Raw genomic sequence first — 15,981 nt, forward strand, 5'->3', positions numbered from 1 at the left:
AAATTTAGAGCTTTATACTAAGACCAAATAAAAGGCGTCTGCTCTGTAATGGACCGTAAGCATAAGAGGTGTCGAAATTGTCGCCAAATGGGTTTTTCCAATCTACTAGAGGTGAATCTTGCGTATAATTGAATACATTTTTCACACCTATATAAACGGATAATTCATCACTAAAGATCTTTTTAACTTGAAGGTGATGCTGTGAAAACCAAGGCGATATTTCTGCTCTCTCAAAAGGTGCAGGAAAAGTGGGCAAGAACATTGGTCCGGTTACTTTTGCATTCCAATCCACCGAAGTATTAATCTTTTGCCAATTGTAAGACAAAGAGAACACGCCAGTAAATGAAGGCGCAAATAATTCATTTTCCTTGATATTATTTTCATTAACTGAATACACCTCTAAAAACGTTCCTCCAGCTTTAAGACTTAAAGGAATGTCAAAGTTTTGCTGAATGTGAAAGGCTAGACCTCTAGACACCGAAAAACCGTCCAAATTAGCGTAGATAATCTGATTAGGATCAACATCATAGTCTGGCGTTATCTTATTAGTAAAATAGGTATAGAAAGCATCTACATCTATTGTTCCTGTACTTCTTGCTAAAGAAAAAATATGGTTAGCGTTCAAATTGACATTATACGATTCCTCTGGTCGTAAATCCTCTACGACTAAGACCTCTCTACTACCTGTAAGGAATGCGTGGTCTTCGGTAAATAAATTGACTAATCTGAATCCTGTGCCCGCATTCAAACGAAAGGTGGTATATGTTTGGGGGTTATACTTCAAATTTAATCGAGGGGAAAAGATAAAGCCGTGATTATCGTGGTAATCACTTCTCATACCCAATAATGTACTCCACTTTTTACTAATTGCTATTTCATCATGAACGAATACGGCTGGTATAAATTTTTTCTCATAAACATCAGCTAACGTGCTATCTGCAAAGGTTTGATAACGATATGTCAATCCGGATAGCACATCGTGATTATGTCCTATGCGCTTATTCCACAAAAGATTAGCAAAATAAATATTCTGATAGGCTTCATATTTAGTATTTCCATAATAGCTATCTTGATGATGGTAGTTGTAAGAGGCGTCTATACGAACGTTTTCTTCTATAGGTAATTGATAGCTAGCCGCCAACTCAATCCTATCGGTAAATATAGATTCTCCATAAATACTATCATTACCTCTCAAACTTTCGTCCCATTCCTTAACACCTCCACTCCTATTTTCGAGATAATATTTGGCGGATATGGAAAAGTCTTTATTGCTTTTTCTTTTGAAGTTCCATTGATTGAATAAAGAAAGGCGTTCGGAAAGGGGAATATCTGAAAAGTTATCGTCATTATCATCAAGAAAATTATTCATTTGAAAAAAATTTCCACTTAACAACATATCTGCTTTTTTCATTTTAGGCGCATAAGCAAAATCAATGTTTTTCTCTTGGTGCGAGGTCATAAATCCATCAATTTCAATAGTAGAAACATCTTCAGGATTTTTGGTCAAAATATTGATAACACCAGCGACAGCCTCTGTTCCATATAGTGTAGATGATGGGCCTTTGATAATTTCAATTTGCTTAATTAAAGAAGTTGGAATACCATTAAGACCATAGACAGTAGAAAGTGAACTCATTATGGGCATACCATTTATGAGAACTAAAGTATATGGTCCTTCCATTCCGTTAATATGTATGTCATTCGTGCCACATACACCGCAATTAATTTGTTTTTGAACACCATTAACATTTTCAATGACTTCCATCACGTTGGCAGTTGCTATTTTCTTCAAAAATTTCTCAGTAATCACATCAACCTTAACAGGCGAAGCACTGAGAAAAGTCTCTTTCAAAGTACCAGTTACAACCACTTGTTCTAAATCATAAGAAGAGGGTTCCAAATTAACCGTAATAGTATTCTGCCCCTTTTGAATGGTTATAACTTTCTTAAGTTTTTTAAAACCAATAGCAGAAAAAACAAATTCATAAGTGCCCACTTTAAGGTTTTTAATCTCAAAATATCCGTTGGCATCAGAAGCTGTTCCTATAGACTGACCTTTTACACTAACCGATACAAATGATATTGGCGAGTTTGAACGTATTGTTCCGGAAAGAGTTTGGGAAAACAATGGAATTTGTAAAATGAAAATGTAGATAAATAGGGCTATTTTTTTCACTTTTCGAGCTTTAAATTGAGCCGCAAATGTATGTAAAATTCTTTTATTTAGAATTAGTTTAAATAAAAATAAGGTCTTCTTCATAAATTTAGGCAAATCTAAAAATTAAATTAGACATATAAAATTATATATTTGTATTTATGATTACGCTAGCAGAAGAAAACTACTTAAAAGCGATACTGAAACTTTCTAATAACACAAAAGATTCGGTATCGACCAACGCTATTGCTGAGGAGTTGGACACCAAAGCCTCATCCGTTACCGATATGATTAAAAAATTGACTGAGAAGAAATTGGTTAATTATGTTCCCTATCGTGGTGTTGGATTAAGTAAATTAGGATTAGAAAAAGCGGTTTCCATAGTTAGAAAACACCGACTTTGGGAAGTTTTCTTAGTAACAAAACTACAGTTTCAATGGGACGAAGTACACGATGTTGCTGAACAGTTGGAACACATTAAATCTCAAAAACTGGTAGATGCTTTAGATGAGTACTTAGACTATCCTCAACACGACCCTCATGGCGAGCCTATTCCTAACAAAGCGGGTTTGTTTCCAAAATCATTTTCTATGCGGTTAAATGAACTAGAAAGTGGAGCAAGTGGACAAGTGGTTGGTGTATCACAGGACAATCCCTCTTTTTTACAATATCTTGATTCGCTAGGCATCAAACTAGGAACATCCATTAGCGTTGTTCAAAAAATAGTATTTGACGGTTCATTAGAAATTACTATTAACAATAAATCAGCACACATCAGCAAGGATGTGGCTAAAAACTTATTAATCAAACAAAAATGACAGAATTATATACTTGGTTTGCCCAACAAAACCCAATTTTACAAGCCCTATTAGCTGGATTATTCACTTGGGGACTAACCGCTTCAGGCGCAGCATTGGTTGTCTTTTTTAACAAAACCAACAGAAAATTATTGGATGCTTCACTAGGTTTTACTGGTGGTGTAATGATAGCGGCAAGTTTTTGGTCACTATTGTCACCAGCTATTAGTTATGTAGAAATGCAAAACGAAATGGGAACATCTTCACTACCATCTTGGTTTCCTCCTGCAGTAGGCTTTTTTATGGGTGCATTGTTTTTGTATTGGTTAGACAAAATCATTCCTCATCTACATCTATTTAAAAAAGTAGAAGAAGCTGAAGGTTATCCCACCAAATGGAAAAAAACTATTCTTTTAGTATTAGCCATTGCACTGCATAATATTCCTGAAGGTTTAGCTGTTGGTGTTGCATTTGGCGCTATTGCACACGGCATTCCTGGCTTTGAGATAGGCGCAGCTATTGCCTTAGCTATTGGTATAGGAATACAAAATTTCCCTGAAGGATTTGCCGTTTCTATGCCGCTAAGAAGACAAGGAGTCAGTAAACTTAAGAGCTGGAAATGGGGACAACTTTCAGCCATTGTAGAGCCTGTTTTTGCAGTTATAGGTGCTGCTGCTGTAATGTATACTCTACCTATATTACCATATGCCTTGGCTTTTGCAGCAGGTGCTATGATATTTATAGTAGTGGAAGAAGTCATTCCTGAAAGTCAAAGTGGTGGCAATACAGACTTAGCTACTATGGGGCTTATTGCAGGATTTATTGTTATGATGATACTTGATGTTGCGCTAGGATAAAATCCTTAACTTCGTAAGCTGATGAAGACGGTAAATATTCAAAATAAACGAGCACGATTTGAGTACACTTTACTCGATAAGTATGTAGCAGGTTTACAGTTGAGCGGAACAGAGATAAAATCTATTCGCAACAGTAAAGCTAACCTTAGTGATTCCTTTTGTTCGTTCAAAGAAGATGAGTTATTTATCGTAGGTATGCATATTGATGAATATGAATTTGGCAATTACGCCAATCATCAACCTAAGCGTGACCGAAAACTATTGCTCAATAGACAGGAATTGGATAAGATTCGCAAAAAATTAAAAGATGTAGGGCTAACTATTGTACCACTTCGCTTATTCATTAACGAAAAAGGCTGGGCTAAATTAGAAATTGCTGTAGCTAAGGGTAAGAAACTTCACGACAAAAGAAATACCATCAAGGATAGGGATATCCAAAGAGATATTGACAGAGCAAGCAAATAATTGGCTTTCTTATATAAAATAAGAAAAGCCCCACCTTTCGGCAGAGCTTTTCTACTAACTAAAAGAAGAAAGTTATGCTACTTATCTTCCTTTACTTCTTCAAAGTCCACATCAGTAACATCATCAGCTCCGTCACCATCAGCATTGGGCTGAGCAGCGCCTTCTGCACCTGGCTGTCCTTGTGTGTCTTTATACATTTCTTCAGAAGCAGCAGTCCAAGCCGCATTGATAGTTTCCATAGCTGCATCGATAGCAGCAAGGTCTTTACTTTCGTGAGCTTTTTTCAAACCTTCAAGAGCTTCTTCAATAGGCTTTTTCTTATTGTCTGATAATTTCTCACCATATTCTTTGAGCTGCTTTTCTGTTTGGAAAATCATAGCATCAGCACCATTGATTTTTTCCACTTGCTCTTTAGCATTCTTGTCAGCATCAGCATTAGCTTCAGCTTCTTTTTTCATTCTTTCGATTTCCTCGTCAGAAAGCCCTGAAGATGCCTCAATTTTAATGTTTTGCTCCTTACCGGTAGCTTTATCTTTTGCAGAGACATTAAGTATTCCGTTAGCATCAATATCAAAAGTTACTTCAATTTGAGGTACTCCTCTCTGAGCTGGCGGAATATCAGACAATTGGAATCTACCAATAGTCTTATTATCTGCAGACATTGGTCTTTCACCCTGTAAAACATGAATATCAACAGCTGGTTGATTATCGGCAGCAGTAGAAAATACTTCTGACTTCTTAGTAGGAATAGTAGTATTAGACTCTATGAGTTTAGTCATTACTCCACCCATTGTTTCAATACCCAAAGATAAGGGCGTAACATCTAATAAAAGAACGTCTTTTACATCTCCAGTAAGTACACCACCTTGAATGGCAGCACCAATTGCTACTACTTCATCAGGGTTTACTCCTTTAGAAGGTTCTTTACCAAAAAATTCCTTTACGACCTCTTGAATAGCTGGAATACGAGTAGAACCACCAACTAAGATAACTTCATCAATATCACTTACTGAAATCCCAGCATCTTTTATTGCTTGCTTGCAAGGAGTAATAGTAGCTTGGATAAGTTTATCAGCTAGTTTCTCAAAGTTTGCTTTAGTTAAAGTTCTTACTAAGTGCTTAGGTCCAGAAGCTGTAGCCGTAATGTATGGCAAGTTAATTTCTGTTTGAGCACTGGAAGACAATTCTACTTTAGCTTTTTCAGCCGCTTCTTTCAATCGCTGTAAAGCCATAGGATCTTGACGTAGGTCTATATTCTCTTCGGACTTAAATTCTTCAGCCATCCAGTCGATTAAAACTTGATCGAAGTCATCTCCTCCTAAGTGAGTATCACCGTTAGTAGATTTTACTTCGAATACACCATCACCTAATTCTAAGACTGAAATATCAAAAGTACCACCACCTAAATCAAAAACTGCAATAGTCTTGTCTTGGTCGGCTTTATCTAGCCCATATGCTAATGCCGCTGCTGTGGGCTCATTAATAATTCTACTCACTTTCAAACCAGCTACTTCACCAGCTTCTTTAGTCGCTTGTCGTTGTGCGTCGTTGAAATAAGCAGGAACAGTAACTACTGCTTCTTTAACTTCGTGGCCTAAATAGTCTTCAGCCGTTTTCTTCATTTTTTGAAGGATCATAGCCGAGATTTCTTGTGGCGTATACATTCTATCGTCAATTTGTACTCTAGGCGTATCGTTATCACCTTTAACTACTTTATAAGGAACACGACCTGTCTCTTTTTGTACCTTAGAAAAAGATTCTCCCATAAATCGTTTGATAGATGCTATGGTTTTTTCTGGGTTTGTAATCGCTTGTCTTTTAGCAGGATCACCTATTTTACGCTCGCCACCTTCTACAAAGGCTACTATTGAGGGTGTTGTTCTTTTACCTTCACTATTAGGGATAACTACAGGCTCGTTTCCTTCCATTACAGAAACACAAGAGTTCGTAGTTCCTAAATCTATTCCAATAATTTTGCTCATGGTATATATAATTTAATTTATAGCATTGTTTGCTTTACATCAATGCAAAGCACGTGCCAAGAGAAAACTCTATAAAAAATGACAGAAATTAAGAAAAAAATGGACAAAATGACAGGTACTATGGCTCTATAAAATTAAGCTCATCAGTAACCTCACCGTTAGCTAATTCAGTTAGAGTAGGTATATCCAGGAATTTGCCAATAGACTCGGCTTGTAATCTAGAAGAAAACACACCACGACCGTTTTCTATATTAGTGTAAGTTGGTGGATCTTGAAAAATTACTGACGGTAAATTATTAATCTCGATGTATTGGGCAACAGCTTCACCTCCCACTAAGAATCGGAAATCAATACCACCTTGCCAATAATCGTATTCGGCAAAGCCGTCTTCAAGGTTTTTAGCATTTATTCTTAGAACATTCATATTTTCTTCTATACTATTTTTCACAAAATAATAGAAGTTATCTCCAGTAATAGCCAATTCCATACTTTGATTACCACTAGTTGATTGCGAATACATTTGTGGAAAACTTAACTCAACGAATTTTCTGACAACATCACCACTTAAGACATTCTTTTCATAATAATAAAAACGCATGAATGGCTTGTATATCTTACCAAATCTTGAAGAAGTCCACTTTAATCTGTGTGTTCTGTACTCATTGTTTTTAAAAAACTTAATCTCATCTGTAAAACCTGGATTAATATCAAGATGTTCAATTAAATTTGTTGAAGAACGAGCAACATAGCCAGAATTTATATTGTGTACATAGAGATGATAGGTCAAAGATTGATCAAGAGTCTCTGCAGTTATATATTCTACTGAATATTCTGTTGAAAATATGGTATCGAAGCCAGTATTAAATCTATTGTTTGTGAGATGATAATCTAACTCTATTTCTTGTAAAGTGTCACCATTAGCATCCAAACCATAAAGTAAAACCTCTAATTGGTTCTCAGCATAATAAAAAGAGTCAGCCTCTTGTGCCATAGTGTAAGCACTTTCTTCTCCCAAAAATGCTTTGTAAATTACTACACGCTGAGTGTCAGCCGTTTGATCTAGTAGACCATATATAACTGCTGTTTCTTTCCAAGGTGCATTTACATCAAAATCGGTCTCACAAGCAAACAAAATACTCAATGCAAAAACACACAAATAGTAACTTTTTTTCATAATGGCAAATTTAAACTTTTAATTCTGATTAACACTTAGTACATTTGTGACAAATTCTTAAACTATGAAAAAAATTATAAACCTATTGTTAGGGCTATCTTTATGCCTAAACTCATATACTCAAACATCACAGCTAAAATCCTTTGACAAAGAAATTTTTAAAGATGATTTCAATTCTAAAAATGCTCCATTTCACATCAATTCCGATAAGGATAATTATATGGTAATTGATGATGGAGACTTATTTATAAACAGAACTAACCCTTCATTAGCCCAAGCGGTGTTTTCAAAAAATTCAATTGAAACGACAGCATATCGATTAAAAACTGCCATAAAAGCAGGTCCATCTACTAAAAGGAATTCTTACTCTGGCATTGTTATCAATTCACCATTAGACAGTAAAGAAATGGTAGCCATTGAGATTAATGGAAATCAAGAATACAGAATTAGAAAAATCAGTACTAAATAAAAATTTTTAAGTGGCTCAGAAAGTAATAAGGGGTGGACAAAAAGTAGTAATATCAAAAAGAATGGAGAATACAACAACATAGATATTATATCGAATAAAGGTGTTTATGATTTATTCATCAATTCAAAACACCAAACAACGGTAAAAGTTCCCGAACTATCAAATGGAGGTTTTGGGTTTATTATTGGACCAAATTCTCAAGCAAGAATAGATTATTTAAATGTGTATGATATGGTAAATAACGCCAATAGTACTCAGATAATAAGTCTTAAATCAAAAATTGATATACAGAATCATGCTCTAGCAAAAAAAGTTCAATTAGAAAAAGAGAAAATAAACACGAACTTAGATTCTAAAAAGGCTAAATCATTGAATCAATTACAGGCGGAAAATAAAGCATTAAGCGAAAAATTAAAAAAAAATAGCAACTCTTGAGAAAGAAAATGAAAGATTAAAGAATAAACTCAATGATTATTCTGATTTGAAGAAAGCAAATACAGCCCTAAACCAAAAAATAGGGCTTTTAAGCAAAGTCAATGAAGAAAATAAAGACCTTAAATCTGATATTAAGAAAAACAATTCTCTTGTTATTTCTTCCAAAAACGAAGTGATTAGTGCAACTAAATCTCTAGCGAGTATTCAAACTCAATTAGATGCCAAAAAGAAAGAGTTAGAAAACCTTAAAGAGAAAAATAGTCAATTAAATAGTGAATTAAGCGCATTAAAAAATTCTGATAAAAAACTTAATCAAGAGCTTAATACATTAAAAACTAATTTAAAAAACTCAGCCTCAAAAGAAACTTCCTCATTAACCAAAGTGAAAAAATTAAATGAAGAAAAGGCAAAATTAAATAGCGATTTGAATACCACTAAAAAAGCATTAGCTACTGCTAAAAATAAAATTAGTGAGCTTGAAAAACAAAATATATCTCAAGACGGAAAAATTCTAGCATATAAGGACAAACAAGACAATTTTAAAAGAATGAAATCTGAAAATGAAGATTTCAAAAATGGCTATATAGAAATGGAAAGTGTGAATGCTAAATTGAGCCAAGAAATCAAAACCTTAAAGCTTGAAAACACCGATTATCAGAGAATAAAAAAAGAATACGGAATAACTCAAGCTCTACTAGATAAGTCTAACGCACAACTCAAGAAAAAAACGGATGAGATTGTTAGTATGAAGAAAAAATCTTCTTCATTATTGGAACTTCAAAGAGAACTGTCTGATTTGAAAAGTAAAAACTCAAAATTGACAACTCAATTAAACGCTTTGAATTCTAAACGCGAAAAGTTAGAAAATAATGAAAAGAGCATTCTGAATTCTTTGGCTAAATATTCTACTCAAAATAAAAACTTAAACAAATCTTTAAATACTGCGCAACTAACAAATGAATCTCTAAAAAATAAATTCGACAAACTAGAGGAGTTAAGTTCAAAATACGAAGTGATTGAAAAAAGGAATAAATTTTTAGAGAATCAATATAATATTGTAAGTGAACAAAACAATGAACAGAAATTGATAGCTAGCCAGTTTGCTGAATCTTTTCAACTTGAAAAACAAAAAAACAAACAGTTACATAACGAAATTTTAAGTCTTTATTCTGAAGAAGAGGCATCAGAAAATTCAAAAAGTGTGGTTTATAGAGTACAATTGGGTATATTTGACGAATTGATTGATGTTGAAGGTATTGAGAACTTAACCACCATTCATACTCAAGCACAACAAATCATTTACATAGCTGGTAAATTTGATAATTTTAGTTCAGCTAGAGGTTATTTGTTGGAAATGAGCAAGAAAGGTTTCAAAGATGCCTTCATTGTAAAATTTTAACAATGTCCATTCATAAGAAGGTTTATAAAAAAATAACCACCCACTCGCTTCTAGAAATGAAGCAAAACAAAGAAAAAATATCTATGCTTACAGCATACGATTACACCTTAGCAAAGATTGTTGATTCAGGTGGTATTGATGTTATCTTAGTTGGTGACTCAGCCTCTAACGTAATGGCAGGTCACGAAACGACATTGCCAATTACTCTTGACCAGATGATTTATCATACCGCTTCTGTCGTAAGAGCCGTTGATAGAGCGTTAATCGTTGCGGATATGCCATTTGGGACATATCAAGGTAATTCCAAAGAGGCTCTTAATTCAGCTATTCGTATTATGAAAGAGTCTGGAGCTCATTCTGTAAAAATGGAAGGTGGAAGCGAAATATTAGAATCCATAGAACGTATTCTAACTGCTGGAATTCCAGTGATGGGCCATCTTGGACTAACGCCACAATCGATTTATAAATTTGGCACATATACCGTCAGAGCTAAAGAAGAAGCTGAATCAAAAAAACTAATTGAAGATGCCCTACTATTAGAAAAAGCAGGATGTTTTGCGCTTGTTTTAGAAAAAATACCTGCCAAGTTAGCAACACAAGTTGCTGAAAAATTAAGTATTCCTGTTATTGGAATCGGTGCAGGAAGCGGAGTCGATGGACAAGTATTGGTGCTACACGATATGATTGGTATGACACACGAATTTAGCCCTCGTTTCCTTAGAAGATATCTCAATTTGTTTGAAGATATAAAAGGGGCTGTGAGTCAATACGTATCAGATGTTAAAACAGTAGATTTTCCTAACGATAAAGAACAATATTAGATGATTGAAGTCCTTTATGAGGATAATCACATTATTGCAGTCAATAAAAAAGCTTCGGATATTATTCAAGGCGATAAGACTGGCGATAAACCCTTACCCGAATTTGTTAAAGACTACATCAAAAAAAAATACAATAAACCTGGTGAAGTTTATTTAGGTGTTGTTCATAGACTAGACAGACCTGTTAGTGGTGTTGTTTTATTTGCAAGAACAAGTAAAGCGCTAAGTAGGTTGAATGAAATGTTTAGAGAAAAGAAAGTTCAAAAAACATATTGGGCAGTAGTGAAAAACAAACCACAAAACCCTAGTGATACTTTAATTCATTTTCTTTTAAAAAACCAAGCTAAAAATAAATCGAAGGCCTTTAGTAGAGAAGGTAATCATGCTTTACGTTCAGAATTGAGCTATCAACTCATTAAATCATTAGATAAGTATCATCTTATAGAAGTCATTCCTAAGACAGGAAGGCACCACCAAATTAGAGTTCAGCTTTCAAAAATAGGATGCCCTATTAAGGGCGATGTTAAATATGGGTTTGACAGAACGAATAAGGACAAAAGCATACATCTACATGCTAGAAAAATAGACTTCGTTCACCCTGTAAAAAAAGAGCCTATTAGTATTACAGCACCAACACCTAAGGATGTTTTGTGGAACGCTTGTAAATAAAACAAAGATGTATTCTAAAATCAAAAATCAGAAAAATATACTCGAAAAATTGAATATTAAAGAATTGACTCCTATGCAAATAGATGCTCAGTTTGCAATACATTCAAATTCGGAAGTGATATTATTATCGCCTACAGGGACGGGTAAGACACTGGCTTTCTCACTACCTATAATCTCAGAGCTAAACCCAGAATGCCAAGAAATACAAACACTTATTATTACACCTTCAAGGGAATTAGCTATTCAAATTGAACAAGTAATAAGAGACATGGGAATCGGCTTCAAAACAAATGCTGTCTATGGGGGTCGTTCATTCTCTAAAGATAAGATAGATTTAAAACACCCCCCTGCTATACTTATAGGCACCCCCGGAAGAATTGCCGATCACCTTCGTAGAGAAACATTTTCTGTTGAAAATATTAAAACTCTAGTTTTAGATGAGTTTGATAAATCTTTAGAAGTAGGTTTTGAAAATGAAATGAGTGAAATCATAGACTCCTTAACTTCACTAAATAAAAAAATACTTACTTCTGCAACACAGAAAGTAGAAGTCCCATCTTTTGTTGGACTAACTAAACCTGAGACCATCAACTACTTATCAGATGAAAAACCTCAAATTGATATTAAAACAATAGAGTCAGAGTCAAAAGACAAACTAAAAACACTTGTAGATGCTTTAAGTCACATTGGCAATCAACCGGGTATTATTTTCTGTAATTTCAAGGAAAGCATTAGTAGGGTTAGTGATTTCCTAAACGAAAACCATATCAGTCATGGTTGTTTTTACGGTGGCATGGAACAAAAAGAAAGGGAACGATCTCTCATAAAGTTCCGTAATGGCACTCATCAGCTAATTATAGCAACAGACTTAGCAGCAAGAGGTATTGACATTCCAGAATTGAAATTCATTATACACTATCAACTACCCCCTAAGGAAGATGAATTTACTCACCGTAATGGTAGAACTGGTAGGATGAATAAACAAGGTACTGCTTACGTCCTTAAATGGGAACAAGAAAAATTACCTGCATTTATTAAAAGTTCAGGCATTGAACATATAAAACCCTCTCCAATTCCTTTAGAGTCTGAATGGAAAACTGTTTTTATTTCTGGTGGCAGAAAAGATAAAATTTCAAAAAAAGATATAGCCGGCTTATTCTTCAAAGAAGGAAAATTGAATGGCAAACAATTGGGTGTGATTGAACTCAAACAAGATTGCGCCTTTGTTTCGGTTCATTCATCAAAAGTTAATCAGGTCATTAAACTGATTGACAACAGTAGGCTAAAGACCAAAAAAGTAAGGATTTATCTTATCTAAGGTCGCTTTTCAATCCTAGACTTCAAAGAAGGCTTATCTTTTTCTTTAGCGGGACCTCTTTTATGAATAATTAAACCATTTAAAAAGTTACGTAATATTTGATCTTGTAACTTCATGTACTTAGGATGATCGTCTTTTCTAAAAAAAGCACCTAATTCACTTTTAGAGATTGTATAGTCCGCTAAAGCTAAAATTTGAACAATTTCATCATCTCTAAGTTTAAGAGCTACTCTGATTTTTTTTAATATATCGTTATTGGTAAGGGCCATAGTAATAATTTGAAGTTGCAATTTAGACTATAAATACGATTTAAGTAAATTAAATAGGATCTACATCAAGAGTAAAACGAACAGAACGGTATTGTTGTAATTTACCAACCTTATCAACTACACTCATTATATGCTTTTTAGACTGATGAAGTGACAAATCACCACCCACTTTAACTAAAATGTTTTTAAGATAACGGTTTTTCACCCTAGAAACAGCAGGATATTCTGGACCTAATACATTATTGAATGACTGCCGCAAAACAATAGCTAAATCTCTAGCCGCTTGATTTGTTATATTATAATCTTTGTGAGATACAATAATGGAAATAAGCTTACAAAAGGGGGGATAATTAAATGCCTTGCGTTCTGATAGTTCAGATTGATACATCTGAAGGTAATCGTTATTTTTAACAGACTCTATAATTTCATGATTAGCCGAATAGGTTTGAATAAGTACCTTTCCTTGCTTATGCTTTCTTCCGGCTCGACCCGCAACTTGAGCCATAAGTTGATAAGAGCGTTCGTAAGAACGAAAATCAGGGAAGTTTAAAAGTGCATCGGCATTAATTATTCCTACTAAGGAAACGTGATCAAAGTCTAGTCCTTTAGTTAGCATTTGAGTACCTATTAAAATATCAATATTTCTATTCTCAAAATCATTGATTATGGATTGATATGCATTTTTCTTTCGTGTGGTATCTAGGTCTAAACGTTTTATTGTCGCCTTTGGAAAATAGGGTTGTAAATCCTCCTCTAATTTTTCTGTTCCGTAACCTTTTATTAAAACATCTAAACTACCACATGATTTACACCGATTAACAGGGTGTTCAGAATAGCCACAGTAATGACATTTTAACAACTGCTGTTGTTTATGAAAAGTAAGACTAACATCACAACTTTTACAGTTTGCTGTCCATCCACACGATTTACAAACACTTACAGGTGCAAACCCCCTCCTATTCTGAAATAGAATAACTTGCTCTTTATTTTCTAAAGATTTTCCTATTTCCTCTAATAATTGCGGAGAAAAAGCCCCTTTCATTTGTTTTCTATGAGTGACATATTTAATATCCTCAATATCAATCTCAGGCATTTTAACACCGCCATACCTTTTAGACAAGGTCACCAAACCATATTTGTCTGAATTAGCATTATAATAACTTTCTAATGATGGCGTGGCAGATGCTAATAAAACCTTAGCAGATAAAATGTTTGCATACTTAATAGCCGTATCTCTAGCATTATATCGAGGTGATGGCTGCCTTTGTTTAAAGGTATTCTCATGTTCTTCATCAACAACTATCAACCCTAAGTTTCGAAAAGGTAAAAAGATTGATGAACGAGTTCCTAAAATAATAGGAAATCGATGACCGTTTAAAACCTCAGTCCATATTTCACCTCTTTCATTGTTGTTAAACTTAGAATGATAAACACCTACCTTATCACCAAAATGTTTACGTAATCGATTTATGATTTGAGTCGTTAGAGCTATCTCAGGCAGAAGATAAAGGACCTGCTCGCCACGTTCAATAGCTTCTTGAATAAGCTTAATAAACACCTCTGTTTTTCCACTAGATGTAACACCATGAAGCAAAACAACATCTTTTGTTTCAAAAGAGTCTTTTATTTGATTCAAAGCATTCTGTTGGTCGTCACTTAAATCAAAAGAAATTAAATCTTCATTTTCATAAGATTCAATTCTAGAAATGGCTTTTTCTTCAATAGAAAAAATTCCTTTTTTTACTAATTCGTTAAGAGTCTGATGGGAAGCTGACGAATACTTCAACAACTTACTCACGGCAATAGAAGTCGAATTATCTTCTTTTATTAAATCCAAAAAAGAATGATAGACTTGCTTTTGTTTATTTGCGTTTTTAAAAATTGAGACATCAACATTTTGGTTTCCAGATGAAACAACACGGATTAATTTAGGTTTATACTGCTCATTAAGCTCTTCTAATAACGAAATTATCTTCCTCTCAAGTAATGACTTGATAGTGGGAAAGATGGTTTTTTGATTCAATATTTTAGAAACTTCATTGAGTGTTAATTCATTTTGAACTTCTAGGGCTTCAACAACTAAAAATTCTTTGTCATTTAAACTTTTTTTGTCAATTTCATCATTTTCTACCTTTAACTTTGTTTCGCTAGAAAGTTTCAATACTGAAGGCAATGCGGAATGCATAACATCTCCTAAACTACAGCAATAATAATTTGCTAACCATTTCCATAGTTCGAACTGTTGAGGTGAAATAATGGGTTGATTATCTAAAACATTTAGTATTGGCTTAGCCCTGTATTTCTTAGGTTCATTATCATGAAGCTTATAGATTATTGCAGTATAAAATTTCTTCTGACCAAATTGAACTACTACTCGCATTCCCTCATGAACACCTTCAAATTCTGATGGCACTTCATACGTAAAAGTATTTTGAAGAGGTAAGGGTAATATGACGTCTACATAAATCACTATCCACAAAGATGTGAAATTGATTAGAATAATCCACAAGAAAAACAATAATATGAGAGCTATTAATGAATTACATTGACATGTCCATTTAGCCTAAGCATCTTGGCATCTTTTCCATAAGCAGAAATGGTGTATGTATAGGTTCCGGTTGGGACAAGCCTTCCTTTAAAGGTACCGTCCCAATAGTGATTGATATCTTTTGTGTAAAAAATCTGCTCACTCCATCTAGAATAGATCGAAAATTCAAAATCTATAATATTGACTCCTCTAACTTCAAGGAAATCATTAATGAAGTCATTATTCGGAGTGAATGAATTAGGGACGTAAATTTTTACATCACAACTTACATCAATAAGAATAGAGTCGGTTTCATTACAATTTAAGAGGAAGCTATAGTATAGGTAACTCTCACCTTCAAATGCATTTACAGGATGAAAATAACCATTGAAACCAACACCTTTCCCACTAAAGACACCACCATCTGGTATTGTCTCCAACAGTATAGGTGGATCTACTGGACACAATACGGAATCAAATGACGTGATAAATTGGGGGAAAATAGGGTCTTTATATCTAATGTAAGCAGTACCATTATTGGTTTGTGACTCACAATTAAATTTGTCAAAAAGTTTAACACTGTAAAGAGCTGTATCTGTTACGTAAACTTGAAATTTTGAAGTTGTTAAACCATCAAATACTTG

15 protein-coding genes are annotated in these 15,981 nt (G+C 34.1%); 9 read left to right on the forward strand and 6 right to left on the reverse strand.

The window, feature by feature from the left end:
- Positions 1 to 4 precede the first annotated feature (4 nt).
- The gene (locus P8I29_04380; protein ID MDG1917036.1) at positions 5 to 2,260 is read right to left on the reverse strand and encodes a TonB-dependent receptor; all 2,256 of its coding nucleotides are present in this window, start codon (positions 2,258 to 2,260) and stop codon (positions 5 to 7) included.
- A 56-nt stretch (positions 2,261 to 2,316) separates the two neighbouring features.
- On the opposite strand from P8I29_04380, the gene P8I29_04385 reads away from it, so the two are divergent.
- Genes P8I29_04385 through smpB form a run of 3 tightly spaced genes read left to right on the forward strand, consistent with a single transcriptional unit; the run spans position 2,317 to position 4,274 of the window.
- Positions 2,317 to 2,973 (forward strand): metal-dependent transcriptional regulator, encoded by a 657-nt coding sequence (locus tag P8I29_04385; protein MDG1917037.1) that lies wholly within the window; start codon positions 2,317 to 2,319, stop codon positions 2,971 to 2,973.
- Positions 2,970 to 3,809, forward strand: coding sequence for a ZIP family metal transporter (locus tag P8I29_04390; GenBank protein ID MDG1917038.1), 840 nt, complete (start codon positions 2,970 to 2,972; stop codon positions 3,807 to 3,809). Before P8I29_04385 ends, P8I29_04390 begins: the two co-directional genes overlap by 4 nt.
- Positions 3,810 to 3,827: 18 nt before the next feature.
- A complete protein-coding gene (gene smpB / locus P8I29_04395) occupies positions 3,828 to 4,274 on the forward strand; it encodes an SsrA-binding protein SmpB (GenBank protein MDG1917039.1) in 447 nt (148 codons plus the stop codon).
- 77 nt (positions 4,275 to 4,351) lie between these two features.
- Here the strand turns inward: smpB and dnaK are convergent, their stop codons facing one another.
- Both dnaK and P8I29_04405 read right to left on the reverse strand, forming a co-directional pair.
- Complete coding sequence (gene dnaK, locus P8I29_04400; protein MDG1917040.1) at positions 4,352 to 6,256, reverse strand: molecular chaperone DnaK; 1,905 nt, start codon at positions 6,254 to 6,256, stop codon at positions 4,352 to 4,354.
- Between the two features lie 118 nt (positions 6,257 to 6,374).
- Positions 6,375 to 7,430 carry a hypothetical protein gene (locus tag P8I29_04405; protein MDG1917041.1) on the reverse strand — a complete coding sequence of 352 codons (1,056 nt, stop codon included), beginning with the start codon at positions 7,428 to 7,430 and terminating at the stop codon, positions 6,375 to 6,377.
- Positions 7,431 to 7,494: 64 nt separating this feature from the next.
- Here P8I29_04405 and P8I29_04410 point away from each other — a divergent pair, with 64 nt between their 5' ends.
- The 6 genes from P8I29_04410 (at position 7,495) to P8I29_04435 (ending at position 12,541) form a co-directional block, all read left to right on the forward strand.
- Entirely contained in the window at positions 7,495 to 7,899 is a 405-nt protein-coding gene (locus P8I29_04410) for a hypothetical protein (GenBank protein ID MDG1917042.1), read from the forward strand.
- Between the two features lie 231 nt (positions 7,900 to 8,130).
- Positions 8,131 to 8,334, forward strand: a complete 204-nt coding sequence (locus tag P8I29_04415) for a hypothetical protein (GenBank protein MDG1917043.1) — start codon at positions 8,131 to 8,133, stop codon at positions 8,332 to 8,334.
- A gap of 46 nt (positions 8,335 to 8,380) precedes the next feature.
- Positions 8,381 to 9,733 (forward strand): hypothetical protein, encoded by a 1,353-nt coding sequence (locus P8I29_04420; GenBank protein MDG1917044.1) that lies wholly within the window; start codon positions 8,381 to 8,383, stop codon positions 9,731 to 9,733.
- A 2-nt stretch (positions 9,734 to 9,735) separates the two neighbouring features.
- Entirely contained in the window at positions 9,736 to 10,554 is an 819-nt protein-coding gene (gene panB, locus P8I29_04425) for a 3-methyl-2-oxobutanoate hydroxymethyltransferase (protein ID MDG1917045.1), read from the forward strand.
- Positions 10,555 to 11,223 carry an RluA family pseudouridine synthase gene (locus tag P8I29_04430; protein MDG1917046.1) on the forward strand — a complete coding sequence of 223 codons (669 nt, stop codon included), beginning with the start codon at positions 10,555 to 10,557 and terminating at the stop codon, positions 11,221 to 11,223.
- Positions 11,224 to 11,230: 7 nt separating this feature from the next.
- Positions 11,231 to 12,541 (forward strand): DEAD/DEAH box helicase, encoded by a 1,311-nt coding sequence (locus P8I29_04435; protein ID MDG1917047.1) that lies wholly within the window; start codon positions 11,231 to 11,233, stop codon positions 12,539 to 12,541.
- On the opposite strand, the gene P8I29_04440 is transcribed toward P8I29_04435, so the two are convergent.
- From P8I29_04440 to P8I29_04450, 3 genes are all read right to left on the reverse strand, one after another.
- Positions 12,538 to 12,810, reverse strand: coding sequence for a DUF1456 family protein (locus P8I29_04440; protein MDG1917048.1), 273 nt, complete (start codon positions 12,808 to 12,810; stop codon positions 12,538 to 12,540). The two genes, P8I29_04435 and P8I29_04440, sit on opposite strands and share 4 nt — an antisense overlap.
- 49 nt (positions 12,811 to 12,859) lie before the next feature.
- A complete protein-coding gene (gene priA, locus P8I29_04445) occupies positions 12,860 to 15,283 on the reverse strand; it encodes a primosomal protein N' (protein ID MDG1917049.1) in 2,424 nt (807 codons plus the stop codon).
- Positions 15,284 to 15,342: 59 nt separating this feature from the next.
- A partial coding sequence (locus tag P8I29_04450) for a gliding motility-associated C-terminal domain-containing protein (GenBank protein MDG1917050.1) occupies positions 15,343 to 15,981 on the reverse strand: 639 nt, incomplete at its 5' end.

Source organism: Flavobacteriales bacterium, assembly GCA_029248105.1.
GTDB lineage: Bacteria > Bacteroidota > Bacteroidia > Flavobacteriales > UBA7312 > UBA8444.

Excerpts from the sequence above, each read along its gene's own strand:
- P8I29_04415 (MDG1917043.1), top strand. The coding sequence starts at position 8,131 with ATGGTAAATAACGCCAATAGTACTCAGATAATAAGTCTTAAATCAAAA.
- P8I29_04405 (MDG1917041.1), bottom strand. The coding sequence starts at position 7,430 with ATGAAAAAAAGTTACTATTTGTGTGTTTTTGCATTGAGTATTTTGTTT.
- P8I29_04385 (MDG1917037.1), top strand. The coding sequence starts at position 2,317 with ATGATTACGCTAGCAGAAGAAAACTACTTAAAAGCGATACTGAAACTT.
- P8I29_04440 (MDG1917048.1), bottom strand. The coding sequence starts at position 12,810 with ATGGCCCTTACCAATAACGATATATTAAAAAAAATCAGAGTAGCTCTT.
- dnaK (MDG1917040.1), bottom strand. The coding sequence starts at position 6,256 with ATGAGCAAAATTATTGGAATAGATTTAGGAACTACGAACTCTTGTGTT.
- panB (MDG1917045.1), top strand. The coding sequence starts at position 9,736 with ATGTCCATTCATAAGAAGGTTTATAAAAAAATAACCACCCACTCGCTT.
- P8I29_04390 (MDG1917038.1), top strand. The coding sequence starts at position 2,970 with ATGACAGAATTATATACTTGGTTTGCCCAACAAAACCCAATTTTACAA.
- P8I29_04430 (MDG1917046.1), top strand. The coding sequence starts at position 10,555 with ATGATTGAAGTCCTTTATGAGGATAATCACATTATTGCAGTCAATAAA.
- P8I29_04410 (MDG1917042.1), top strand. The coding sequence starts at position 7,495 with ATGAAAAAAATTATAAACCTATTGTTAGGGCTATCTTTATGCCTAAAC.
- P8I29_04380 (MDG1917036.1), bottom strand. The coding sequence starts at position 2,260 with ATGAAGAAGACCTTATTTTTATTTAAACTAATTCTAAATAAAAGAATT.
- P8I29_04435 (MDG1917047.1), top strand. The coding sequence starts at position 11,231 with ATGTATTCTAAAATCAAAAATCAGAAAAATATACTCGAAAAATTGAAT.